Origin of the sequence: Luteolibacter yonseiensis (genome assembly GCF_016595465.1) — a bacterium.
Taxonomy (GTDB): Bacteria; Verrucomicrobiota; Verrucomicrobiia; order Verrucomicrobiales; family Akkermansiaceae; genus Luteolibacter; species Luteolibacter yonseiensis.
In genome coordinates this window covers 90,981-116,130 of the sequence record NZ_JAENIK010000005.1, presented here as the reverse complement: position 1 = coordinate 116,130, position 25,150 = coordinate 90,981, and the positions used below count along the sequence as shown (strand labels likewise).

The 25,150-nt window shown below is 61.9% G+C and carries 17 protein-coding genes; 1 reads left to right on the top strand and 16 read right to left on the bottom strand.

Annotated features, from left to right (window positions below; genetic code table 11):
* Window positions 1-4 precede the first annotated feature (4 nt).
* The 12 genes from JIN84_RS05955 to JIN84_RS05900 form a co-directional block, all read right to left on the bottom strand.
* Entirely contained in the window at window positions 5-238 is a 234-nt protein-coding gene (locus JIN84_RS05955) for a hypothetical protein (RefSeq protein WP_200350116.1), read from the bottom strand.
* Complete coding sequence (locus JIN84_RS05950; RefSeq protein ID WP_200350115.1) at window positions 235-2,706, bottom strand: hypothetical protein; 2,472 nt, start codon at window positions 2,704-2,706, stop codon at window positions 235-237. The genes JIN84_RS05955 and JIN84_RS05950 overlap by 4 nt, the downstream gene beginning before the upstream one ends.
* 258 nt (window positions 2,707-2,964) lie before the next feature.
* On the bottom strand, window positions 2,965-3,288 hold the full coding sequence (locus tag JIN84_RS05945; protein ID WP_200350114.1) for a hypothetical protein: 324 nt from the start codon (window positions 3,286-3,288) through the stop codon (window positions 2,965-2,967).
* Window positions 3,285-8,822 carry a hypothetical protein gene (locus JIN84_RS05940; protein ID WP_200350113.1) on the bottom strand — a complete coding sequence of 1,846 codons (5,538 nt, stop codon included), beginning with the start codon at window positions 8,820-8,822 and terminating at the stop codon, window positions 3,285-3,287. Before JIN84_RS05940 ends, JIN84_RS05945 begins: the two co-directional genes overlap by 4 nt.
* A 491-nt stretch (window positions 8,823-9,313) precedes the next feature.
* The gene (locus JIN84_RS05935) at window positions 9,314-9,580 is read right to left on the bottom strand and encodes a hypothetical protein (RefSeq protein ID WP_200350112.1); all 267 of its coding nucleotides are present in this window, start codon (window positions 9,578-9,580) and stop codon (window positions 9,314-9,316) included.
* A 123-nt stretch (window positions 9,581-9,703) separates the two neighbouring features.
* A complete protein-coding gene (locus tag JIN84_RS05930; RefSeq protein WP_200350111.1) occupies window positions 9,704-10,693 on the bottom strand; it encodes a metallophosphoesterase in 990 nt (329 codons plus the stop codon).
* Window positions 10,694-10,720: 27 nt separating this feature from the next.
* Window positions 10,721-12,511: a zeta toxin family protein gene (locus tag JIN84_RS05925; RefSeq protein WP_200350110.1), complete on the bottom strand. Its 1,791-nt coding sequence runs from the start codon at window positions 12,509-12,511 to the stop codon at window positions 10,721-10,723.
* A gap of 445 nt (window positions 12,512-12,956) precedes the next feature.
* Window positions 12,957-15,794, bottom strand: coding sequence for a hypothetical protein (locus JIN84_RS05920; protein ID WP_200350109.1), 2,838 nt, complete (start codon window positions 15,792-15,794; stop codon window positions 12,957-12,959).
* Between the two features lie 188 nt (window positions 15,795-15,982).
* Window positions 15,983-17,938: a lysozyme family protein gene (locus tag JIN84_RS05915; RefSeq protein ID WP_200350108.1), complete on the bottom strand. Its 1,956-nt coding sequence runs from the start codon at window positions 17,936-17,938 to the stop codon at window positions 15,983-15,985.
* Between the two features lie 28 nt (window positions 17,939-17,966).
* Window positions 17,967-18,437, bottom strand: coding sequence for a hypothetical protein (locus JIN84_RS05910; protein WP_200350107.1), 471 nt, complete (start codon window positions 18,435-18,437; stop codon window positions 17,967-17,969).
* Window positions 18,438-18,450: 13 nt separating this feature from the next.
* Window positions 18,451-18,876 (bottom strand): hypothetical protein, encoded by a 426-nt coding sequence (locus JIN84_RS05905; protein ID WP_200350106.1) that lies wholly within the window; start codon window positions 18,874-18,876, stop codon window positions 18,451-18,453.
* Window positions 18,860-19,765, bottom strand: coding sequence for a hypothetical protein (locus tag JIN84_RS05900; protein WP_200350105.1), 906 nt, complete (start codon window positions 19,763-19,765; stop codon window positions 18,860-18,862). The genes JIN84_RS05905 and JIN84_RS05900 overlap by 17 nt, the downstream gene beginning before the upstream one ends.
* A 98-nt stretch (window positions 19,766-19,863) precedes the next feature.
* Here JIN84_RS05900 and JIN84_RS05895 point away from each other — a divergent pair, with 98 nt between their 5' ends.
* Window positions 19,864-20,286, top strand: coding sequence for a hypothetical protein (locus JIN84_RS05895; RefSeq protein WP_200350104.1), 423 nt, complete (start codon window positions 19,864-19,866; stop codon window positions 20,284-20,286).
* Between the two features lie 132 nt (window positions 20,287-20,418).
* Here JIN84_RS05895 and JIN84_RS05890 read toward each other — a convergent pair whose 3' ends face one another.
* The 4 genes from JIN84_RS05890 to JIN84_RS05875 form a co-directional block, all read right to left on the bottom strand.
* Complete coding sequence (locus JIN84_RS05890) at window positions 20,419-22,602, bottom strand: phage tail protein (protein WP_200350103.1); 2,184 nt, start codon at window positions 22,600-22,602, stop codon at window positions 20,419-20,421.
* A 158-nt stretch (window positions 22,603-22,760) separates the two neighbouring features.
* Window positions 22,761-23,381, bottom strand: coding sequence for a phage connector family protein (locus JIN84_RS05885; RefSeq protein ID WP_200350102.1), 621 nt, complete (start codon window positions 23,379-23,381; stop codon window positions 22,761-22,763).
* A gap of 72 nt (window positions 23,382-23,453) precedes the next feature.
* On the bottom strand, window positions 23,454-23,915 hold the full coding sequence (locus JIN84_RS05880) for a hypothetical protein (protein WP_200350101.1): 462 nt from the start codon (window positions 23,913-23,915) through the stop codon (window positions 23,454-23,456).
* 54 nt (window positions 23,916-23,969) lie between these two features.
* Complete coding sequence (locus tag JIN84_RS05875; RefSeq protein WP_200350100.1) at window positions 23,970-24,896, bottom strand: phage capsid protein; 927 nt, start codon at window positions 24,894-24,896, stop codon at window positions 23,970-23,972.
* Between the last annotated feature and the right edge of the window lie 254 nt (window positions 24,897-25,150).

Genomic DNA, 25,150 nt, shown 5'->3' with positions numbered 1-25,150 from the left:
AACTTTATGATCTGAAACGATTGGCGTCCATCTCCCTCTCGGCGATCCTGATCTCATGGTCGATGCGTTCGTCCTCAGTAGCGGTGCCATTCCTGAGTCGTTCGTACAATTCGTCGATAGCTCTGATTTGGGGAGAGTTTTTTATTTTTTCCAACTCTTCATGTGACATGCCAAGAATTGCTTTCTCAGAATCAATAATGCAAACAGGCTTTTTACTTACAGATGATTCTTTTTTCATGGAAAGATATGATTACTTACCGAAATGCTATCGCCATATTTCTCCATCGTCAATGACAAAGCCTCACGCCTGGCCTGATGGGTATCACCGCCTGCTATACTTTTATCGGCATATTGCTCGGCGATCACTCTGGCTTCTTGCTCGGTCAGCCTCTTCCTCGCCCTCATCTGGAGAAGCTCCACCTGGCCGTGTTCGTTTCTGCGGATAATTCTGAAGGTCATCCCAGGCCGGCTGAGAACCACATATAAATCCGAATCACTCGGTCCTTTTCCTCCCGGATGCTGGTGGATCACCGTTGCGCCATCCGGCACGCCGTCCGGCAGCTGCGAGCCCGTACTGGTGCCGAGATTCACGGCATGTAACCTGCCATCTTTGTCGTAAACGAGGACTATTTCCTGTGGAGATCCGAGGATCTGCATTTCCTCCGGCAGGACGGTCGGTTCGGACGCGGCAAGCTCACTCGAGCGCGATGGTGCCTCACCGGAGGCCAGCATGGCCAGCAAGGGCCCGTAGATCTTCAGTGCGGCTTTCCTCTTGGACCGTTCGCGCCTCTCCCCGGCCTCTTCCAGCTTCCTTTTGGCATTCGCGAGCTTCTGATAGGCCTTCGCGATTTTTTCAGAACCTGCTCCTTCCTTCTTCAGCCTTCTTATGTTTTCGCGGGCTTTTTCGACCAACCCTTTGGCTTTTGAATGACGTTCGCCTAAACTTTCATCATCTCCGGACTCTTCTCCGATCTCTCGCGCGCTTTCATGCGGAGCGGAAGACATGGGCCGGTTTTCCTTATGGAGTTCCTTCGTCTCGAACTGAAGGCTCACCTGTCCGTCGACGAGGCTGGCCGCCCCCTCCGGCGTGGTGGCTCTGCCGATTTCCCAGCCGTTGGCGGAGTCGTGGACCGTCCAGCCGCCGTCCTGCCGGACCACGGTGGGAAGCTGGCCGGAGCTCTGGAGTTCGGCGGCGGCCCGTCGGCTGGCGGCGGCGCGGTTTTCCAGATCGATCACGGCGGCGCGGGCGGAGGCGCTGTCGGGATCCAGCGTGTCGATGAGGGTCGCGAGGGCCCTGGCCGAGGCTCCCTTGCCGGCCAGCCGGGACTGGCGGAAGCGGGTGACGGCTTCCGGAGTGGCTCCTATCGCCGCGAGGTCGGTGTCGCTGGCGGTGGTGAACGCGTTGATGCGCTGGCTGGCTTTGGTGCCGCCGGCATGGCCGATGATGGTGAGCGGCAGCAGGCGGGAGAGAGTTGTGGAGGATCTGCTCCAATGGCCGTCGAACGCTCCGCCTTTCCCTCCCCACCGGATGCGCGGCAGGTCTTGGGATAGCGCGGTGGCGATTTCCTGAACCGCCCAGGTGGGGGTGGGAGAGGTCTGCGTCGGCGGGGAGGCCGGGTCCGCGGTGGTTTCAAGATTCGCCGGGTGGGATGGTGCGGAGGTCGTGGCGAGTTCATTGTCCGGTGAGGTTTCCAGCGTGGGCGGCCGCACCGAGGTTCCGGGCATTTCTCCGCGTTGGTAGGCTTCCAGCATTTTGACCAACGACGTGCGCGCCCGCTCGATATCCCTGAAATGGGGACGCACGTCCCGATGCAGTTGATTGATCTTCCCGCCGATGACCTTGAGATACTCCAGGGAAGCGTCGACAAGGCGTTTGAAGACTCCGGGATTCCGCTCCCTGAGTTTTTCCCAGAAGTCCGGCTCGACCATCTGGGAGCCGATGAAGTCGTTCACGAATTCCACATCCAGCGATTCCCCTTTGTAGCCGAGGGATTCCAGCCGCTTGGTATAGGAGTTCCTGTCACCGGAGAGCGCGAGGATCTCCCGCTTGAACTCGTCATATAGATCCGGCCGCTGGTGCTGGATGGAGTGCCCGAGCTCGTGGCCTAACAGGTAAGCGGTTCCTCCGGCGGCGTCGATATCGACGATGATGGTGTTGGGGTCGTCGGGCGAGACAATGGCATCGAACCCGAGTCCTGTTCCGTCCTTTGATTTTACAAACCGAATTTTCTTTCCGAAAACGTCAAGGAATTCACGCCCGAAATCCACGGCTTCATCTCGCCCCTCACTCTTTTGACTGCCAATGAGTTGAACGGCAACGACGTTTCCTCGTTTGCCTGATTTTCTGAATTCGGCATCATTGGCATTGCGCAGGGCTCGACTCCCCCAGTCCGGGAGTTCGTCGATAGGGATGACTCTGGTATGGGTTCCGAAGACATTGCCGGGTGAGTCTGCCGCGTAACCGTCCGGCTGTCCATCTGAAACGGACCGCTCGACAAAATGCCCGGCGGCGGATTCCGCCCGCTCTGGCGACACCGCAGCCTCCGCCGGTGTACGACCTTGAGTATGGTCCGTCACCCCTGCCTGTCCTTCGGACGGTGTATTGTCCCGGAGGATGTCCTGAGCAATCTTTCCGGGGAGGCCGCCGAGAGTCCGTTCCAGATTGGGCAGCGCACCGCCGAGACCGGAGTACCGGAGGTGATCCATGGTCTGTTGAGGAACGTTGACGATCGGCACCCAGGTGTAGATGCGTTCGGAGGCGATGGAGGGTGGAAGGCCGCCGCGCGTGAGGTCTCCATGGAGCTTGTCCAGGTTCTGTTTCTCACGGGTGATGGAGACGACGTCCGCGCCGGGGCCGGGGACAGTTTGGGAAGGGAGAAAGACTCGCGGTGCAGACGAAAAACAGAATCATCAAAATTCCCTAACCAAGCCTGGGCCTAGCCAGACCGCATGGAAACCGTCCATCTATTCCTTCGCAAACTTCGCCTCCAAACAAGCGATCCTGTCTGGCTCGTCCGCATCGCAGCTGCTGTCATCAATGATCCACAAGGCACCAGCGGCCTTTGCTTCCGCCTTTCTTTTTTCCTCTTTTTTTTCAACTTCTTCACAAAAAGCACGGTCCTCATCAGTGAGATTCCCGCTTTGGATCCTATCCCACCTCTCCATGAGAGCGATCACCCACGGATCAGAATCGGCCTCCATACGCATTTTCTCAAATTCTTCGAGACTTGTGCCATCCTTCGTGATCAGTCTGGCCACTTCTGGATCAATATTCCGGTCTAAGCTCATTGGTGAATACGGTTGATAATTTTCAACTTACCTGGAAACCGTAACATCGTCAAGTCCAATGCCTTTTCGTTTCCATGAATATTCTTACCTCCATATTTATCACGCATTCCGATGTAATATTCTGTTATGACTTTTATTTGAACCGTTCCAATCTCCCCCATCGCACTGAATTTCCATATCTCCACTTTTCCACCCGCGTTTCTTGTAATGACCCTCATCACGAAGCTTGGATTTTCGAGGGCTATTTCAATATCTTCGACGCTCGGACCGCTTCCGCTAGGATGATTGTGCGTGATGATGGAGCCGGCGGGGGTGTCATCTGGAATCACAGCGGTCCCTCTCTTTCCAAGGTTGGTCGTATGAAGTCGTCCCTCTGCGGTATGAACCAGAACGATCTCGCGCGGGGACGGTAATATCTCGAGTTCTTCGGGGGTCAGGGGGCATTCTTCGTCAAAGAGTATGGCGGAGCGGTCCACTCCCTTTCTGTTTTTTGACTTCACGCCGAGATCATAAGGAATGATCGCGGCATGACGGGACACGGATCTGTAGATTTTCCAGGCGATCGCGTTCCATTGTTCATATTTCGAAATTCCTTCTTTCTTTCTGATCTTGGAGAGACGCTTGGCGACAGGTCTATCTTCCTCCGAGGAACCGCCGTCATGAACCTCACCAATCTCCACCGGCTGAAGACGATGCAGCCCGTCAACGATGGCCGCCGCTCCCTCCGGCGTTGTGGCCCTGCCGATTTCCTGGCCTGTGGCGGAATCGTAAACCGTCCAACCGCCGTCCTGGGCCATCACCCGGGGCAGTCCGCCGTTGCTCTGGAGTTCGGCGGCGGCCCGTCGGCTGGCGGCGGCGCGGTTTTCCAAATCGATCACGGCGGCACGGGCGGAAGCGCTGTTGGGATCCAGCGTGTCGATGAGGGTCGCGAGGGCCCGGGCCGAGGCTCCCTTGCCGGTCAGTTGGGACTGTCGGAAGCGGGTGATTGATTCCGGAGTGGCTCCTATCGCCGCGAGGTCGGTGTCGCTGGCGGTGGTGAACGCGTTGATGCGTTGGCTGGCTTTGGTGCCGCCGGCATGGCCGATGATGGTGAGCGGCAGCAGGCGGGAGAGGACACCGGAGGATCTGCTCCAATGGCCGTCGAGGGCTCCGCCTTTCCCTCCCCACCGGATGTGCGGAAGGTCTTGGGAAAGCGCGGTGGAAATTTCCTGAACCGCCCGGGTGGGAGAGGTAACTGTCGCTGGAGCATCCGGTTCCGAGGTCCGGGTATCCGTGGATGTTTCCGTATGCACGGAAGTCTTGGACTCTTCGCTAGGTTTGGATACTACTAGATTCGCAGTATCCATGGAGACCGACGGAACTGTCGTAGTATCCATCCCCCCTACCCGTCCTGCGGACGGTGTATTGTCCCGGAGGATGTCCTGAGCAATCTTCCCGGGGAGGCCGCCGAGAGTCCGTTCCAGATTGGGCAGCGCGCCGCCGAGACCGGAGGACCTGAGGTGATCCATGGTCTGTTGAGGAACGTTGACGATCGGCGCCCAGGTGTAGATGCGCTCGGAGGCGATGGAGGGTGGGAGGCCGCCGCGCGTGAGGTCTCCATGGAGCTTGTCCAGGGTCTGTTTCTCACGAGTGATGGAGACGACGTCCGCGCCGGGGCCGGGGACCGCCGGAGATGACGGGAAAGGCTCCGCAACGGGAACGCGGGTGGCGGCCGGAGCGCCTGTGGCTAGCGCGTCGTCGACACCGATACGGCTGACGGCGGCGGAGAAATCATCATCCACGGCGGATTCCGGATCCGGCGCGGGGCTGGTGCCGCCTTGGAATGGAGAGGGAGTCCCGGTGCGGGTGGCCCATTCCTTTTCAAGGGCCGCCTTGCCGGCACGGAGGTTGGCCAGTTTTTCCGGATCGCTGGTTTCCTCGATGGCGCGGTTCACCTCGCCCAGCCGTGTGGTGAGCACGCGGGTGGGATTGTGAAAATGAGGGACGGCCCCGCCGACGGTGCCGCCGAGGACGTAGGAACCCACCCAGCCGGTGAGCGTCTCCTCGGGATCCAGCTCCCGGCCCAGGCCGATGTGGGTGATGATGTCCTCCAGCACCTGGTTGGCGAGCTCCTCCCTGGCCTCGTCCATGAAGCCGGCCTTGGTGGTGTTGAGAAGCGCGTTGAAGCTTCCCCTGAATTCCCTGCCGAAGGCGGCGCGGCCCGCCTGCGTGCGGAGGATGCCGCTGAGTTCCCTGAGGGTGAGCTCCCGGCCCGCGGCGGCTCCCGCACCACCGGCACCGCCACGGAAGATGAGGTTTCCGGCGGCGGTCTGCAGGGCGTTCAATCCGGCGGTGAGCATGACCTCGCGGGAGGAGACGAGTTTCTGCAACTCATCCCCGGAGAGATCCCGCCCGAGCTTCTGTTGCTCGAGGGAAATGGCGATGTCCACCGCGGAGCCGAAGCCCTGCATCCCGCCGACGATGCCCGTGCCGATGAGCTGGACCGGCACGCTGGAACCGGCGGTGGCGAATCCCACGAGGATGGTGGGGGCGAGCTGGCCGCCGGTATTCGCCAGGTCCTTCACCACGCCATAGCCACCGTTGATGCCGGACAGGCTGGCGATGTGGTTCTCGTCGTTGGATTTGTTCAAGCTGGCCTGCTGCCAGCCGGCCATGGTGGCGATGTTCCCGCGCGTGCCGGCGGCCACGCCGTCCATGCCGACGGCGTCGGTGGCGCGGGCGAAGAGGGTGGCGGAGGCGTTCGCCACGGAAATGGCCTGGCGGTTCAGCCCCCGGCCCGCGTCCACCAGGCCGGTGAGCGTGGCGTCTCCGGCCTTGGTGGTCCACCAGCGGTCTTTCATGTGCTGCTGGTAGGCATCGACAAGCCCGACAGGATCGGTGATGCCCTCGCGCTCCTTCTGACGGCGGATGGTTTCAAATTCATCGCGCAGGAAATTGTCATCCTGATTGGCGAGGAGCTGAAGGGTTTTGCCAGCCTGCTCCTCGCGGAGGCGGTCGAGATTCGCCCTCGCCCGCTCCCTGGCGGCGGGAGTGATGTCCAGGCTGTCGATCTTGCGATACATGGCCGCCACGTCGCCATAGACGCGGCTGGGATTGAAAGTGACCTCGCCGGTGGAAAGCACGCGCGCGTAGTCCTCCTGCTCGTCCTTGGTCCACGCGGTCATCCTGGCGTTGTCGAAGATGGCGTGCCCGGCCTCCTCCGGGGTGAATCCCTCCTTGGCAAGCTCGCCCTCCAGCTTGACTAGCTGCTGCAGCGCGTCGCGATCCGCCGCCAGCATGTACCGCGTCATCGCATTGGGGTCCGGGGGCGGCGGGCCCGGATTCCGCTGGCCCATCGGGTATATGTTGACGACGGGCCTCAGGAGCGTCTCCTCGTAAGCCTTGATCCTGGTTCGCAGGCCCTGCTTGATTTGTTCCAGGCCGGGTCCCTTGAGTTCGTGACCGAGGTTTTGCCGGGAATCCAGCTTGCCGGTGAGGCTTTCCTTCAGCGCGCCGCCGAGGCCTCCGACAATGTGGTAGAAAACATCGGTGCCCTTGTAGGCGACTCCGGTGAGGTCCGAATCCATCGCCGAGAACGACGCATGTTTTCCCACGATGTCCGCACCCCGCTGGCGTCTCTCGGCGATCTTGAAAACCGCGGCCTCCTCCTCGCCGGCCTTGAGCAAGGGAGCATCCACCCGGGTGAGGAAGTCCTTGATGAAGCCGGCGCGCTCCCGGGGATTTTTCCAGGCAAGGGTCTGGTCGCGCCTGAAAATCTCGAAGCTCACCGCACCCCACTCCATCTGCCGCCGGAGCGCGTTCCGCTGGAAGGGACCGGCGGCCCGGTAGGCGATCTGGGACTCCATCCTTACCCGTGCGAGATCGCGCGCCATGATGGTCTCCTCACGCTGGGCGGGCGTCAGCCGGGGATTCGTCAGCAACGGCTGCCAGTAGCTGTCGAAGTCCGCGCGCTGCTTCGCGGCGGGCAGCGTGCTGGGGGTGGGCGTCTTGTAAGTGCCGGAGCCATCCGCCGCAGCCATGCCGTCCGCCGCCTTTTTTCCGCGCGTCCTTTCCCAGAAGGCGACGCGCGCGTTGTGCTCGGGAGAACCGGATCGAAACTTGGGAGCGCTCCCGTCCGGAGTGGTGAACGCCCCGGCGAAAGAAGCGGCGGTGGAATGGTTCCGCGCATAGTCCATCTCCGTCCGCATGTCTTCTCCGAAAGCGCCTTTCTGCGAATGGGCGTCGCTGAGGATCTGCCAATCGGCGGCGCTCCTCGCGGGATCCGGCGTCAGGTAGGGGGACGGAGCCTCGTCGGGCGACTTCATGCGCCCATATGCGCGCAGCAGGCCGCTTTTCACGCCGGAATCCTCATGCAGCCGCTTCACGAAACCCTCCCTCTTGTCCGGAGGCAGGGACATCGCCATGAGTCCGATGCCGTCGGTGAAAGCCTCACGCTGGTCCGCCGGCAGCCCCCGATAAATTTCCCGGGCGGTGGCGGCGGCGGATGCGAAGGCGTCCGTGCCGGACACCGCCGGAGCCGCATTGGTGGCCGTGTCCTCAGGCATGGTGAAATCCGAAACCATCTGGCCCGGACCCGGTGGACCGACGAACGGCCGCGCCGGTGCGGGCGGCCCCACGAAGGGCTGGCCGGAACCGTCCGTGCGGACGGGCTGGAGGATCTTCCACACGCGCGAAAGCTGGGGAACCAGTCCGCCGAGCGACTGGCGCGTCCCGACCAGCGTCGCGTTCCATTTCGCGAACAACTCCGGTTCGTCCTCCTGCCTGTAACCCGGGTGCCGGCGTGCCTCGTCGCGGAAGACCGGCCACGCGGCCGCCACGGAACGGCCCGGATCCATCGAGCCCAGTAGGGTCGCCTTCCGGGCGCGCAGGACGAGATCGCCCTCCAGCGCTCCGCGATCCTTGCGGCCTTGGGCGAACTTCACGATCTCCGCGTGCAGCGCATCCTCCGACTCCGCACCACGTCCGCCGAAGTGGCGGATGGAGATCTCCTGCCGCAGCAGCTTGCGCCCCATCTCATCTTCCCCGAGCGGAATGTCCCGCCCCACCTGGGTCCGCATGAAATCGTCGTTCACCCACAGCATCATCTGCCGGTTGCGATCCAGGCCATCGCCCGCATCCTGGTTTCTGAAATGGCCCTCCTTGTCCAGGGCCGCCTCACAAACACGCGCCACCTCCGGCGTCGAGAGATCCCACTTCTTGTCCGACGCGGCCTCCCCTCCCGCCGGCTCCCATCCCTCATCCCCGCCCTCAAGCGGCGCAGGTCCGCCGACGCCATCCTCGCCATCCACTAGGGATGCCGTAGCTGGAGCCGGGGCCGCGGGCGGAGACTCCGCATCCGGAGGCGCGGCGACGGCACCGGCGTTGGCCCCGGCATCCGCTCCGCCGGGAGACTCCGGTATCCCGACGGGGACGGACATCGCCATATCTGGACCGGCGGATGGAGCGGAGGGAGGCCCCGTGATTTCCGGTTCCAGCGAGGAAGTTGGCATACCGGCGGGGCGGTCGTCTGTCGGAAGAAGAAAGGTCAGGGCCATGATAGGGGAAAGGAAATTGAAATCCCCCCGCCGGGCGGGAGACATCCCCGCCCTTTTACCAAAACCGCACCACCCCGTAAATCCAAATTGATTTGACGTGCTCCCCATTTTAATTCGGGATGCTCTTCCGTTCGTAGTCCAGCCCTTCAGGGCGTCTTCCGGGCATACGAAAGATGTCCCTATCTAAATGCCGGAACCGCATGCGCGGAACTCCGCGTCAAGCCAGACACCACCCCGTGGTCCGAATGAGTCCACTCGCCGGGGTTGTTCTGGAGTTCCAGCCGTCCACCTATTTCCTTCTACAGCGGATCCGTTGTATTCCGGTTTCCAGAGATATGCCAATGTCACACTCATGAAACCTCCCTTCATGCCGCGCCTGCGGCAGCAGGCCACCGGTGGCCCCGCCGCAGAAGATTCCACATGCGGATTGTTTCAACGAAAATGTCCGGGCTTTGACTTCAACCGGGACTCGTTCACCACCACGATTCCTGCTATCCTGCTTTAGGTTCGATTCTGTCACTCATGATCTGTGAAAGCTCCTCATCCGTGTAGCCGGCATCCCCTGTGAAGTGGCTCCATCGCTGGATCTCATTCAGGAGACGATAATCGATATCACAAGACACGAGAAATTCATTCATCAGATGCAGATAGGTCCTATTGCCCGGATGCATCTGTGAGAGGAGCGCGCGGAATACCTCCGGCCAGGAATTCGATTTGCCATACAGCTCTCTGATTTCGGAGGGAGTGGTTTCAATCATGGCTTTTGGAATCCGACTTTGACGGCGGGATATTGCCCGGCTCACCGTTCGAATCAAGGATTTCAGCTTTCTCGAAATCGGATCCGTGCCGACGAATCCTCCTCCATGCCCGTTAAGGCACTTTCACCTTGCGGCGGGTCTCGCTTTCACGGAGTGGAAGCTCATCTCAAGCACTTTCCCATCTTCCACCGTGACGGTGGCGGCCGCCAGATAACCGTCCTTCGCCACGCTCTGGTCCAGACAGATCGCCCGTTCCGTTTCCACCGTGGGGTATTCGCCGCTCATCCAGTAATGGCCGAAGAAGACGACCGTGCCCCGGGTGTCCTGGAGCTGGCGCATGCGATCCTTGACCACCTCGGGCGCGGGAATGTCCGGCATGGCCTCGGCTGGAACACCCAATACGGCCTGGTACAGCATCAGACCGGCATCTCCGGCGTCCGCCCACCACTTCAGCCGGGCTTCCCCGCGGGTGTGGCCATCGGCATTGATGAATTCCACGCCCGGAGGCAGGTCGATTTTCTGTCCCTTCGTCAGCAGATCGACGGCGTCGCAGCCGGGCGTGCCCTTCATGGCGAGTTCATGCCAGTGATCCGGGTGAAGGGTGCCATCCGCATTCAACAGGCCGTCCGCGCGGAGGTGGTCCAGCGCGGCTTGGTCCCACATCGCGTGGACGAAGCGCAAGCCATCCCGCTCCAGGCAGATGGGCAGGGACTTGAGCCAACCGAGGTTTTCCTCACCTGATTCAGGATCCCGCTCCAGCTCATCGATGAATGTCTGGTGCAGCCGCGTGTGATAGAGGTCATGCTTGCGCAGCGGCTTCATCTCCCCTGTTTCGGAGTCGGGGTGAAGGGTATGGAAAAGCACGGCATTCAGGTCATGGTTTCCCATGATGGCGTGGGCGTGGCCGGCGGAGACCATATCCCGCACCGTCCTGATGACTTCAAAATTCTCTCCGCCGCGATCGATATAATCACCCGTGAAAACCGTGATCCTGTCCGCCTCAGGCGGCATATAGGTCCCCGCCACGTTCCGCCGGTAGCCGAGTTTCTCCAACAACGATCCCAACTCCACCGCATGGCCGTGGATATCGCCGATGACATCGTATTTCTTCATGGAAAGGACAGGCTGGACCGTAAAATCCTATCTCCCGCTTTCCTTCAGGATTCGCCGGAGCTCCTCGTCTTTTCCGGCGAGTCCGGAAAGGACTTCGTGGGAGAGGTCCGGGTTTCCGAGTGCTTTTCGGTAGGCGTCGATGACTGCTCCTCTTTCGGAGGCGCTCCCAGATTCTGGAAGGCGTTGATCACCCCCTTCTTGGTCGCCTCGGACCAAGCTTGTCGTTCTTCCGGTGTCAGTGGCATTGATGTGTTCATATGAATATTCACCTCCTTTGTCAAGTTGGGACAGCGACATTGGGGTAGGTTCCTCCCCCCGTGTGCCGGCGTTCATCCACAACTGGACTTGCACCGCCTGGTTGTCTTCGAATCGTTTGGCGATTTCAATGATGCTGCGCTGCGCGTCTCCGTGGGCGGCGGGAAGATCGGCGAGCGGGAACGAACGTCCCTGCTTTCCAGCCCTGTCGGCCGCTCCATCCAGAGCCAGGCCGATGGGGCGCTGGACATAGACGATTTGAACCTCCCAGCCTTGCTCGATGGCCTTCTCAATGTTGCTTATCGCCCAATCCGTTTCCCGCAGCGTCGCATCATAGACAAGATCCTGTGCGTCGATGACCTCCTTGGTGACAACGGAACTTTTCCCGGCGGCGATGCCGCCAGCGGTGAACATGAGCTTCCTCCGATCGCCGCGGTTGTTGATCTCACGCCAGAGGCGATCCCGACCGTAAGCGCGGGCTCCGGCGGTGGTCACCGAGGTGTACCGCTTCCGGCCTTCCTTGCTTTCGGCGAAGACGGGAAGGAGCTTGCGCGGAAGATCGGTGCTGATGACCTTTCCTCCATGGCTGCTTTCGTGCTCGTCCGAAATGGCATTGTAGTCGGCATCCACCTCCTCGACCGGGCGGTTGAGGATTCCAATGAACTCGCCTTCTTTCGCAGCGAGATCAGGATCGCTGTCCGCATGAAACCGGGGTTTGATCGCCAGGGAGCCATCGGTCCCGCGGAACGGATTCCCTGGAGGACTCGGCGGAGAGTTGATGGTGATGACGGGACCGTCAGGCGGACTTTCCGAGTGCTGCTGATCATGGAACGCCTGCTCCGGAACAACGACCGTGCCGCGCGGGTCACCTGCAAAACTCCCTAGGAAGGCGTCGGCCGCGGTATCGGTCAGCCGTCCTCGCCGGCGGTAGTCTTCAATGATCTGTCGGCCTTCATTTTCAAGGCGTGCTTCCGGTCCAACTCCTCGATGATCTTGTCCGTTATCAATGCGTCCCTGGTAGCTCCCTCGTTCAGGTTTCGGATCAGTGCCGCCGCGCGCAGCTTCCTCGCCGCCTCTTTCTCCTCTGGTGTCTTGTTCATATGTGTTTATATAACGATCCTTGGCCAGATCTTCCAGTGTTATCTCATAAGACTTTCCAAACTTTCCATTGTTATCAACGATGGTGATGGAGACATCCTTCATACCAAGAATCGTTTCCTGTGCGCCCATGTGCGCGGAAAGCGCGACAGGCAGTGGCACGATTCTCCCCACCTTCCCGTCCGCCTCGTCTTTGAGATAACGGCGGACCATGTTGTCCACCGCGAGCGGGAAGCGGCGGTGGACATAAACCACATCCATTTCCCTGCCGCTCGCGCGGATCTGCTCCTGAAGTTTCCCAGCCCAATAGGGACTGGAGAGCGTGGTGTCGAAGGTGAAGTCCGACTCCGGAACGAAAGCCGCGGAAGCGGTGGACTTGCCGCTGCCACCTCCTCCGGCGAGCACGGTGACGACGCCGGTTCTTGACGGCTCGGCGAGCATCCTCGCCAGTACACGGTCGTTCATCCCGCTGGCCGCCTGATGGTAATCGTTGTCCCGTGTGAAGGGGGCCGCGTCAGCGTAGCCAGGGAGGAACGGACGGACCTCGTCGGTATTGACGACGCCGGATTCCCTGGCTTTCGCGAAGGCAGCTTCCTCGGCCTGCTTGAGCTGGTCGGCGTGGTTTCTGTTGAATCAGGCTTTGGCGTCAAAATCAGAAACCACCCGTCGTCGCCACGGCCCTTGCTATCCCACCTTTAGAGCGATCCTGCCACTCACTACCTGTGAGAGTTCTTCATCCGTATAACCTGCATTTCCACCAAACCCGTTCCAACACTGGAGTTCATGAAGGAGATTGTAATCGATGTCGCAGGATCTCAAAAGCTGGGCCATCAGATGAACATACGTCCTATTTTCTGGGTGCATTTGCGCAAGCAGAGCACGAAAAACATCCGGCCAGGACTGCGATTTATCAAAGAGCTCTCTGATTTCTGCTGGAGTGGTTCTCATAACGTTTTTTAAATTCGACTTTGACTCTGGTATACTCCCCCTTTTTTCCCCGCGATTCAAGAATTTTGACATCTTTAAAGCCGTTGCGACCTGCCATTTTCCCGGTAAAAGTAAGCAATGCAGCCTCTTCCGGAATCTTACCTTCCTTGATAAACTTGTTGAAAGTGTATAAATTCGATCTTCTGTCGGGGTTTTCCGAATCGTATTCATACCATTGGCCCTGGATAGATTTAACCCGGTCTCCAAAATGGGTGATCATTCTATTGAACATATCAGCTCCTCTCACAGGAGAGTCTTTTTCGGGGGTTTTGATGCCGAAGATCAGTGTGCCATTCTCTGTGAGCATGCCGTTGATACTCGGCGAAAATGCTACGATATCTGGATAATCCAACACAAATATTCCGTTCTCCTCCCTCACCTCCGCACCCGGAAAGCGTTTGAGATCAGAAATATTTTGGTAAAACTTCCCTCCATGCCGCACCTGCGGCAGTAGGCCGCCGGTGGGTCCGTCGAAGAGGGTCGAGTAGGCGGCGTCCTGGAGCAGGTCGCCGAGCCTCACGTCCTGGTCCAGTGTGCCGGCGCGGACCAGGTGCTCGGTGGCGGTGTTGAGGAATCCCTCGATCGCCTCGTCGCTGGCATCCGCGAAGATGTTTTTCGCCAGCTGTCCCATTTCCTTGCGGAAGGCGGGGTCCCTGAAAAGTCCTTCGCCGCCGCGTGAAAGGATGTCCCTGAGGGTGGTGCCATGCAGCCTGCCGAGGGCGGCGCGCTCGGTGCCGCCGGGCATCAGCTTCGCCAGGGCCGCGCTCTGGATGGCGTTGACGAAGGCTCCCGCCTGCACCCGGCGATCGCCGAGCACGCCGATGATCTCGTCATCCGTGAGATCCCCACCCTTCCGCCGGCGGGCGTGCTCGAGCGCGCTGCCGGTGATCGATTCGTAGCCCTGCGCGGCGGTGGTGCCATACACGGCCATCCCGCCGACGACCACGCTGCCGAGCTTGCCAAGCCCGGCGGCGTACTGTCCGCCCGCCAGCATGGGCAGGATCTGCGTCAGCGAGTTGCTGAAATCCTTCGCCACGGCCAGCTCCCCGGTGTTGCCCCGCAGGTCGGACGCCTTGTCCAGATCGGAGATGACGTCGCCGAGCTCCATCTGCTTCCGGCCCAGCCCGGCGGACCATTCCTTCGCCGTGTCCGATCCCATCATCCCGCCGACCCCGCTCAATCCCGCCCCGGCACCCACCGTGGTCTTCGCGATTCCCACGATGCCCGTCTGGATCCCCACCGTGATGGCGTCCTCGAACCGGAACAAATAGTTCCGGTCGTTCTGCAACTTCGCATAAGCGTCCAGGGCATCCACCTTGTTGGAAAAACCTCCGTCCTTCACAAACCGGATGTAGGACTCCGTGCCGGGGGAACCATAGACAAGCCGTGCGGGCGGCACCGCCGCGGCGAAATCCTTCTTCCATTCATCTCCCTGCGTCGCATCCGTCCTCCGCAGGATCTCGTCCATCTTGTCCGCCATGTTTGCCCGCATGAGGTCGAGGCGCTTGATGGCCTCGTGCTTCTCGTCCGGACTCGCGGACGAGGCGTTGATCTCGGCGACGACTGCCTCCCTCTTCCCGAAGACCTGGCCGGGGTTGATGTAAATCCGCAGGTCCGAGCCCAGCCGGATGTTGTCGTTCGTATCCTTCGTCCAGGCCGTGGCCTTGGCCGTGTCCCGGATGTAGTTCGCCCGCTGTTCGCGAGGGATTCCCATGCGGTCGAATTCCGCCTGCATCTCCTGGAGACGCGCGATGGTCTTCCCGTTCCGGTCCGCCGCGAGGCTGTAGGAGAGATTCGCCGGGGCGGAGAAGGGGTTGTAGGGATCGCGGTAGGAACTGGATTTCCTGCTCTCCTCCGCCACCTTCTGCTTTAGCATCCAGATGGCGCGGTCGGGATCACCGTCCGCTTCCTTGAGCGCGTTGGCCACCTCGGACCGCAGCTCGTATTTCTCATTGAGCTCCCCCTTCACCTTCTCATAGACCCCGGGATCGTGGCCCGCCAGGATCTGCGCACGGGCGGACGTGCCGATGTATTCGCCGAGCAACGGACTCACGACGGCGAACCTCGCCTTGTATTCGGCCGCGGTGCGCTCCCTGTCGGCCTCGGCCGCGCTGACGATCTCCCCTTTCAACGCCACCTCGCTCTCCGCCCCGCGTCCGTCGAAGAAACGGTGGGCGGCCTCCTGGATGAGCATCTTGCGCTGGATGTCATCCGCGCCGAGCGGCACCTCCCTTCCGGTGGAATCCCGCAGGAATTTATCGACGATGCGGTGGGTGTTCTCCCGCTCGACATCCTCGAAGGAGTCCAGATCCCCGGCCATCAGTGGCAGGCTCTTATCAAGCACGATCCCGAAGGTCTCCTTCATCTCGGGGGTGGAAAGATCCCTCTCGATCCCCTTCTGCCGCCACCACTCCTCGTCCCATTCCCGCCAGCTCCCGGGCACCATGACATCCCACCGGATCTCACCGAACGACTTCGCCAGCGGATTCTCATCCGCCCTCGGAATGCCGTCACGGGTCAGCGCGGGGTCCGGAATCTCGGGGGCCGCCACCGGCGCGGAAGCTCCCGCCGTGATCCCCGCGTCCTGCGGCGGCAGCGGGGCGGCGAGCGCCTCATCCCGGGTCAGCGGCACTCCGGCGGATGCGGCGGTGCTCACCGGTTGTCCGGAAAAATCCGGCACAGGCGCCGCATCCGGCAGCACCGCCGGAGGGGCGGCTCCGGTCTCGGGATCGTCAATGGAAGGAAGGAGGGTCAGGGCCATGTCAGGAAAATTGCGGGTTGCGGTGCGGGTTCGTTCAACGGGGGGATGCGCGCCGGGCCGGGAAGCACAGGGGATGGAAAACACTTCCGTCCCCCGGCTTCCTCCCGGGCGACCAATGGAAATCGCGGTGGGAAATCACCGCGCGGCGGCGTCAGCTTTCGGCGTCAGCCTTGGCGTCAGCCTTGGCGTCAGCCAGCGGTGGTGCCGCCATCACCAGCGGAAGCGGTGGAACCGGAACGCCCCTCATAGCCCCGGAGGAACAACGCGCGCTCCGCCTCGCGACGGACCGAGAGATCCCGCGAACGCCGGCCATCCTTGTTCCGGTAACGCAACATGCTGGTGGCGATGTCCCCCTTGCTCCGCCTGCCATGGTCCAGCAGTTGCGCGAGCTTGTCCTTGCCCTGGTCCTGCGTGAAGCTGGCGAGGGCGTCGCGCTCATGCTCGCTGAAGCCGACGTCGGACCCGGCGAGGGCCGCATCCACCTTCGCCCGGGCGTCGGCGAGTTGGGCGGCGAGCTGCCCCGCGGCATCCCCTCCCCCCTGCCCCGCGCCGGATGGCGTGCGGCCGGCGGAAAACCTCCCCACCACCTCCAGCAGATCACGGCCGGGAGGCGGCCCTTCCGGTTCCCCCGGGCGCGGAAAGCGGTTTCCCGTTCCGCGGTTCCCTCTCACCACCTCGCTGTGGAGGGCCAGCACCTGCTTCTCGATGTCCTGCGCGCTGGCGTCCGGATTGATCTCAAAATAATTCGAGAGCTTGTCAAACAACTCGCCCGAGCGCGAGTCCGCCGCCATCTGGTGGGAAATCGCCTCGTCCTCGTCCTCCGGATGCGCCAGCCCCGCACGGATGTCCCGCAGCGGTTTGCCGGGACCATAGCTGACCGCGCCGCTCAAGGGATCCATGGTTCCCACTCTTACCGACGGTTGGAAATTCCCGGCATCCCGCGTGATGAAACCATCCAGCGCCGCGAAGGCCGCCTGCTTGCGGTCCTTCGGACGGAACGCGCGGCCCGCCACGGACGCGTTCAACCGCTCCATCTGGTAGGCCTTCCCGGGGCTGTCCTCCAACAGCGAAAGCTCGAACGCCGCCGCCGTGTAGTTCTTCTCGAAATCCGCGCCCTTCGCCGTGGCCAGGCCGTCGAGCATCCTGCCCACCTCGCCGGATTTCTGGTTCTGGTAGGCCGGCGTCACGCGCAGGTCGCCCTCCGTCTCGTCATGCTTCCTGTCAAACTGCTGCTGCATCTGCTCCACCACCTGCGGCGGTGCGCTGCGGCCATAGACACGCGCCACGTCCTCCCGGCTCTTCAGGTTGTCCGTGAGGAGATCCTGGTTGAACGAGGTCACCGATTTCCCCAGCGATTGACGGGCCGCGCCCGCCGCCATCGACTGGAGACGCGGCAGGTCGCCGGCGGTCAGGTGGGGGTGCCTCGCGAGGAAATCCGGCTTCGCCAGATCGTCCCGCACCGCGTAGGGATCGCCGCCGATGGAGTTCTCCACCTGGTGCGTCTGCATGCGGTTGTACGACTTTTTCCGCACCCCTTCGAACTGGTCGTCCGGCGTGAAATGCCTGAGCACGGACAACCCCTGCTCGAGCTGGTCCTCATCGCCGGACTTCTCCGCCAGATCCACCGTGTTGATGGCGGACTGCTTGACCCGCTGCAGCCTCGCCGTGCCCACCGTCTGCCTCATGATCGTCGCCCCCTGCTCGATGAGGCTCTGCGAATGCACCGCCAGCGCCTGGTTCCCATCCTTGCCATACTTCTCCCGGAGGTCCTTGGTGGATTTATACCACTCGTCCACCGCCCCGTCCTCCGTCATGTCCTTGTTCTGGGCCACCCTTCCCTGCTGGCTCCGGATGCGCTCGCCGATCTCCCGCGACAGCTCGGCCGCCTGCGACCGCGAGGTCGCATCCTGGATCTTCGCGAGGATCCCCGCGTTCCTGTCCTCCGGACCCGCGGCCTCTTCCGCCGCCTTCGCCTTGGTGGCCGCCTCCTTCTTTTCCTTGGACACCTTCATGCCCGTCTCGCCGAGGCCCTGCAATTTGTCGCCGGCCTCGCCGACCGCGTTCCATACCGCGGCGGCGTTCCGTTTGTCGATCTCGCCGCCAGTGTCGTAGGCCTTTATCAAACTCTTTCCGGGTAGTTCCATGATCGTTGTCTTTGATGAAATGTTTGGTTCAAGCCACGCCCCGCATCGTCGAGCTCACCCCGCCGAGCAGCGTGCCCATCGCGCTGTACTTGCCCGCCACGCCGGCTTGTTTTCCCTCCCAGCGCTCCGTCACGGACTGGTTCTGGTAGGTCATCTGCCGCGCCGTGCTGTCGCGGAAGAGATCCATCGCCGCCAGCTCCAGGTCGGACGCCGCGTCGCCGATGACATCCAGCGACGAACCGGTGGACATCTGCACGCCGGACCCCGCCATGTGCCCGCGGATCGCCGCCAGCTGGCGGCGGCCCTTCTCACGCTCGCGCTTCGCGTTCTCCGCGGCCACCTGCGCCTCGTTCAGCGCCGCGTTCTCCGCGATCTTCGCGTTGCGCTCGCCCATCGCCTCCTGCGCCTTCCCCTGCTGGTAGGACGAGTAGGCGGAGATACCCGCACCCGCCATGGAGGCGATCGATGCGATGACAAAAACTTCAATACCTGTACCCATGATAGATGATTTTCTAATTTAAAGGTTTCACAAAACGCCCCACCCCCTGCACGGGACCACCCGTCGGGGAAAAACCCATGATCTTCGCCCCCCGCAGCATCGCGCCCTCCGGCACGGTCCCCAGCAGCAGCGTGTGGCCGCCCGTCCGCATGATGATGTCCAGTCCGTCCTGCAGCGCCTCCAGCGCCAGGCGCGCCTCCCTCATGCCCAGCCCCGGACGGGTGACCATGCCGTGGAAGAACGCCACGAAGTTGTTGTTGCACGGAAAAACCGATCCGCTCGCCACCGGCTCGCCATCCATCATCACCACGCACGTGGACACGGGGATCATGTCCTCGTGCATCGGCGGCGCGCCGTGCCCCTCCCACCACTCCTCGAGCATGGGATAGTCCGCCGGCTCGTAGTGCCGGATCGTGAACCTGTCAGCCCTGGTCTCCATAGATGTTCCATTTCGGCACCACCGCCAGCACCGTCATCGGCAGCGGCAGGTCCTGCTTCAGCACGAACGACGCCTCCATGTCATGCCGCGACTCCAGCGTGTGGACATACGGCCCCGTGAAAAGCGGCGCGGCCTGGTCCGCGATCATGTCCGCCGTGCGGAACGGCAGCGCCTCGTAAGCGCCTGTCTTCCTGTCCGCCACCTTGCACCCGCCCGACTCATGGAAATAGATCACCACCTCGTGGATGCGCTTCTCCCGCGCCACCGAGGTGCCGTTCTCCATACCCGCCTCCAGCGCCATCGGCTCCAGCACCGACTCATACGGCAGGCCCGCCACCAGCGAGGTGAACGTCTGCGGATCATCCGGCTGGTTGAAGAAAATCCTCCCTTGTCCGTCCACCGTCCGCGGCTGCAGCACACAACCGTTCGCAAGGATGTGCACCGTCTCGCCCTTCAAATGGTCCAGACCGTCGAACATCGTTCCGGTGAACGTCTTGTGATGGCTCACCCCGGAATCCACATAGAAATTGTTCGGAAGGATCACCTCCTTCTCCCAGAAACTCCCCCAGCTCCCCGTCCCGTCGGACGGGCGGTTCTCCTCGGACGGCACGTGGTCCGCGATGCAGGTGTAGTTCCACTTGTGCCGCGACACCTGGTCACCCACATGGTAAAAACCCTGCACCACCTCCCACCGCACGTTCCACGCCCAGCTCGAGACGCCCGGCGGCTGGCCCGTGGCCGGATAATGCTCGGACTTGCAACGGTAGGTCGTTCCCAACCACGACACCAGGTCGCCCACATAATACTTGTCCTGCTTCACCCAAAGGATCGGATCCTCCCTCACCCCCACCACGAAATCCCAATACTCGTCATCATCCACCACGATCACATCCGGAGTGGTGCTGCTGGAACTAGAGCTGGAGCTGCTGCTGCTCGAAGAAGAAGAAGAAGAAGAAGAAGACGACGACGACGAGGAAACCGACCCCGATGAAGAGCTGGAACCCGAAGGCGATGTCGAAGGCGATGTCGAAGGTGACGTCGAAGGCGATGTCGAAGGCGATGTCGAAGGCGACGTCGAAGGCGGTCCCGACGGTGAACCCGGTGACGTCGAAGGCGATCCCGACGGAGATCCAGGCGACGTCGAAGGCGGTCCAGACGGAGAACCAGGCGACGTCGATGGCGGTCCAGACGGAGATCCGGGCGATGTCGAAGGTGGTCCCGACGGAGACCCGGGCGACGTCGAAGGCGGTCCCGACGGAGACCCGGGAGACGTCGAAGGCGGTCCCGACGGAGACCCGGGAGATGTCGAAGGTGGTCCCGACGGAGATCCGGGCGATGTCGAAGGTGGTCCCGACGGAGAACCCGGTGACGTCGGAGAACCCGTCGACCCCGTGCTCGGCGAGGGGTTGAAAAATGATGAGGATGAAGAAGACATTCGGTCAGTGGCTGGGTTGTTTCCGGCAAAGGCCGGAGATCATTGGAAATTCGTGAATCATCGGCGGCGTTTCATGCCGCCCGCCGCGCGGCTTTCGCCGGAGCGGATCAATCGGTCGTTGAGGTATCCCTGCGTTTGTAGACCGCCCCGTTCCTATAGACATGATCCCCGGGGTTATAGATTCCCTCCGGAGTCCAGGGCTTCACCACCGTCCAGTGGTCCGTCGTGGACAGCGAGGTCGGCAGGGACTCCCTGTGGGTCTTCACGCAGTAATACATGTCCTGCCCCTCCACCCACGCCCCGGGTCCGGCGTGCGCCAATATTCCTTCCGCGTAAGAACGGTACCGATCGTTCCAGGCGTCCGCCCGCGTCCGCATCAGGTTCCACGGCCCGACAAGGAATGCGCCGCTCGTGTTCATCCGCTCGATGCACCGCTTCACCTGGCCGTTGATCTTGCGCCGCACGCAAACCCATATCTCGTCCTCCTGGCCCGCGGTCGAAAGCACCGCCACATTCTCGAAACCGTCCGTCTCGCCGCCCGTCGTCATCCGCTGCCAGCCCGTCAGGCTCTGGCCCCGGTCATACGTCAGCACGATGAGGTTGCCGTCATCCGTCACACACCACAGCCGGGACTCCGGGTGCGTCTGCAACGCCATGTCCTTGATCCCGTCGCCACCTCCCGTGATGTGGTCGGCCAGCAGTGTCAGATCCGTCGTCACATAGCCGTCCGCGCTGAAGGAAAACGTCAGGTCGCGCAGCTTCCTGCCACCCCGCTGCACGAAGATCACCGAGTCATCGATCAACCGCGCCTTCTGGAACTGCGAACCGCAGCCCGAGTGCCGGCGCGCCCTCACGCTCGTCGGCGTGATGATGCCCTCGTCCTGCGAGGACCCCAGCACCCACTCGTCCCCGGATGTCCCGATCAACAGCGACTTGTGGGAAATCATCCACTGGATGGAGTTCTGCTGGTCCGAGGCGATCACGTGCGTCCATGAATCGTCATCCTCCGTTCCGCCCGGTTTGAAATTCTCATAATCATCCACCGCGGAGGCCCAGATCGCCTGCCGCAGATACTCGTTCCCGCCGAAGATCAGGCGTCCCTCGTGCGCGCAGACCGTCCGGGGGAATCCCCTCAGCTCGCTCCACGCGCCCTCGCGCCAGTAGCTCGTCGCCCCCTTCCGCACCGGCCTTACCACCACCGCCTCCGCGTTCTTCTTGTCGGTCACCTTCACGATCTTCACCAGTCCGCGCATGTACGCGCCGGACGCCTCCAGCGTCCCCTTCGGATGGAACGCGTGCCCCGACCCGCTGTTCTTCGTCCAGACCAGGCGCATCTTCACCAGCTCGTCCTCCTCGCCACCGGCCGAATAGTTCGCGTTCAGGTCCCCCTCGAACTTCCGGATCGTCACCCATTTGTAACCCTTCTCCGGGTCCGGCGCCGCGATCTCGCAACGCTGGATCCGGAAGGTCCCGGACCACGTCCCGCTGGTGGTGAACGTCCAGCCCCCTTGCACATACAGCACCTCGGACCGGATCTCCCCACCCACCTTGTCCGCCAGCTTGCTGTTCTTGTCCTTCCTCGTCGCACCGTTCTGGCGGGCCATCACCGTCACGTCGAACTCGTCCGCCTTCCTCGGGTGGGAGATCTCGAAATACGCCCCCACATGGTACGAATCCACCGGTTTCTTGATGTTGTTCGGATTCCTCTTCGTATGAAAGAGATCGAAATCCGGTGACCGGATATCGACAGTCTCCCCCTCGATGCCTCCGCTCCACTCCTTGTCCGCGTTCGTCCCGCTGAACACCGCGATCTTCAAGCGCTTCTTCAGGTTCTCATCCATCATCGCAGGGTAGTCGAAATCAACCCGGCCGAACTTCCATTCCCCGTCCTCGTTCCTCACCAGCCTCTGCACCGGACGTGCCGGGTGCGTGAAATACGCGACGTGGTTGATCTGCGTCATCTGGAGCTCCGCCAGTTCGTCCAGATCATACGGCGTGTCCTCCTCCACACCCGCCAGCAGCTTGCCACCGGCATAGAAATGGATCTTCCTTTTCCCGAACCTCAGGAGAAACACCTCCTCCGTGGAAACCTGGAACCGGAACAACCGGCACTCCGTCAGGATGCTGTCCACGAAGGCGAAGCCCGGACGCCGCTTCACCCCGCCATACGGGATGATGTGCATGTTCTCCAGCGTGCGGCACCCCGCCCGGTATTTTTCCAAATCCGAGCGCAGGTGGATCAGCGGCGAAAGCTCGCCCGCGTTGAACGAAGGAATCAGTGAGGTGATCATGATGAAAATGAATCGTAAATAAAAACAGAACAAAGCGCCCCCAAAAACCCGGGCCAGGCCCGGCAAAGCCACGGCAGAAAAAGCCACCGCCCAAAAATTTTCTTATCTCTTATCTCTTATCTCTTGCCTCTTGCCTCTTGCCTCTTGCCTCTTGCTTCTCATCTCTTCAACCCACCCCCCAGCACCGAGCGGCCCAGCATCTGCCGCAGCGGGTGGTTCTTCCCGGAATAAATCTGCTGCGCGTTCAGCGTCCTCGCGCGCGGCAGCGCCACACGCTCATACTCGTCCCGCAGCGCCTGCGCCTTCGAGTCGGACCCCGTCAGCGTCCGCGCCATCTTCGACGCCAGCAGCAGCGCCAGGCACTCCACCAGCAGCGGATCATACGTCGACGTGTCCTCCTGGCGGAAGATATACTCGATGTCCAGCGTCACCGGCGTCTCATCGTCACCGCGCCCCAGCACCAGCCTGCTCCCCATCCGGTCGAAATACTCGGATGGAAACCAAGCCCCGCCGCCGCCCACCTCGCACAGCCGGATGAAATCCACCGGCAGCTGGTACGCCGCCTTCCACTTGTGGAGCGGCGCCTGCGACAGGCGCGTCAGCGTCGCCTGCGCCTTCGCACAGGTCCACGGCGCCGTCTGCAGCGCCTCGTCACGCGCCTGCGGATAATTCAGCCCGCACGTCCGGGAAACCTTGTCCCCCGTGTCGGTGATTGAGGTGATGCGCGACTCCCCCAGATGCTGGAGCGCGAGATTGGCGATGTCTGTCGGTGATGGCATGATGGAAAAAAGGAAAATGAGGAGGGACCGGGGACACGATCCCGATCCCCCCTCGGTTGTTTTCGGGGCGGATCAGTTCTGTGCCGTGAAGGCCAGGAGGAACGTCACCTTCTTGTCCTTGGAAGCCAGGCTCGCCGCCGGAGCACCCGTCACCTTGAAAAGGATCGGAGTGTTCGCCGTGTTGAGCACCGGCGAGAGCGCGCCGCTCTGCGCGCCCGCGAAGGCGAGCGTCGCCGCCGAGCTCAGCGTGAGCGCGGTCGAATAGCGCGTCGCGTCGGCCGCGTCGCCGATCGAGCCGGCGAACGAGCCGCCGACCGCCTCGGACACGACCCGGCAGAGGTGCGGAACCAGGCGGGAACCCGCCGGCGCCGTGCCGATCTCGATGGAATCCGCGGTCGTCTCGTCCCCGCGGAGCGTGTAGGTCGCCGTCAGCATCAGCACGTCGGCGGACACAAGTCCGCCCGGCGCGCGTCCGCTGTCACCCGCGCCACCGGGTGCTTGCAGTTTGGCGGTATCAGTTTGGTAGGTAGCCATGATTGTCTTTTATGTTATAAGTTCGTAATTCACATTCGAAGCGGACCGGGAACATCAGGGCGTCTCGTCGCAATAGACGGCCACCACCTTCTCCTCCTCCGTGCGCGTCGCGCCGTGGGAACCCTTCGTGCGGATCTGCAGCGTCTCGTTCAGGTCGTCACGAACCACGATCTTCGTCGAAAGACCGTTCTTCGAGAACGCGATGCCCGAGGACAGGAACGCGAAACACGTGCGGATCCCGCCTCCCACGTCGTCATAATCCAGAAGCTCCGTGCGGATGAAATCAAAGCCCATGAAATGGTTCACCTCGCCGTTCACCAGCGCCTTCACATCGGAATAACGGCTGTTGGAAACCACATCCACACTGATGAGGAGATCATCCAGCTGCTTCTGGGAAACCACGAAATACGCCTTGTCCCCGAGCACGCCGGACTGGTTCTGCCCCCACGCCTCGTTCTTCCCGAGGATCGACTTCGCGCGGATCAGCTTCGCCAGCGTCAGGCCGGAACTCGCTCCGGTGCCGCCATGCACATAAGTCGCCGCGATCTTCTGCCCCGCGGGAAGGTCCACCGGCTCGCTGCCGTCCTCGCCGATATAGGCGGTCCCCGTCGCGGCCTTGATCACCGCCTCGTCCATCGCACGCTGGAACGCCGACGCCTGGGAAATCACCACCGCCGAGCGCGGCGAGGTCACATCGCCGAGAAGATCGGCATCCCATTCATCCTCGTGATAGACCTCGTCATACGAGCGCAGCGAAAGCTTGCGCTTCGCCAGCGGAGTGTTCGACGGGATGGTCTTCCCGTTGCGGGTCGTGATCAGGCGGGCCTTCGACTTCCCGATGAAATTGAGGAGCTTCCGCTTCCCCTTGACGGTTTCCTGCCGGACGACGCTGTGGAGACGGCCTTCGTTCTGCTGGACGAGATGCTGCCAGTTCGCATCGAACTGGGTCGCATAAAATTGATCGATAGTGAGATCAGGCATATGATGAGTGATAAGTCAATGTTGAGGTTCACTCCCGTTGTTCGGGCCTCGGAATGAAGGACCCGGCGAGAGCGCTTGCTGCTTGCCGGGCTTGGGCTTGAGAAGGTGATCGCCCCGTGGAGCGGCCCTCGCCTAAGTGGTCCGTCTGACAAACACAGACATACCACAAACAATGGGAGCACGACAAATCAATAACACCGCCACAATAAAAATCCCATCCAAACCCTCATCCAAACCCTCATCCAAACTCCCAC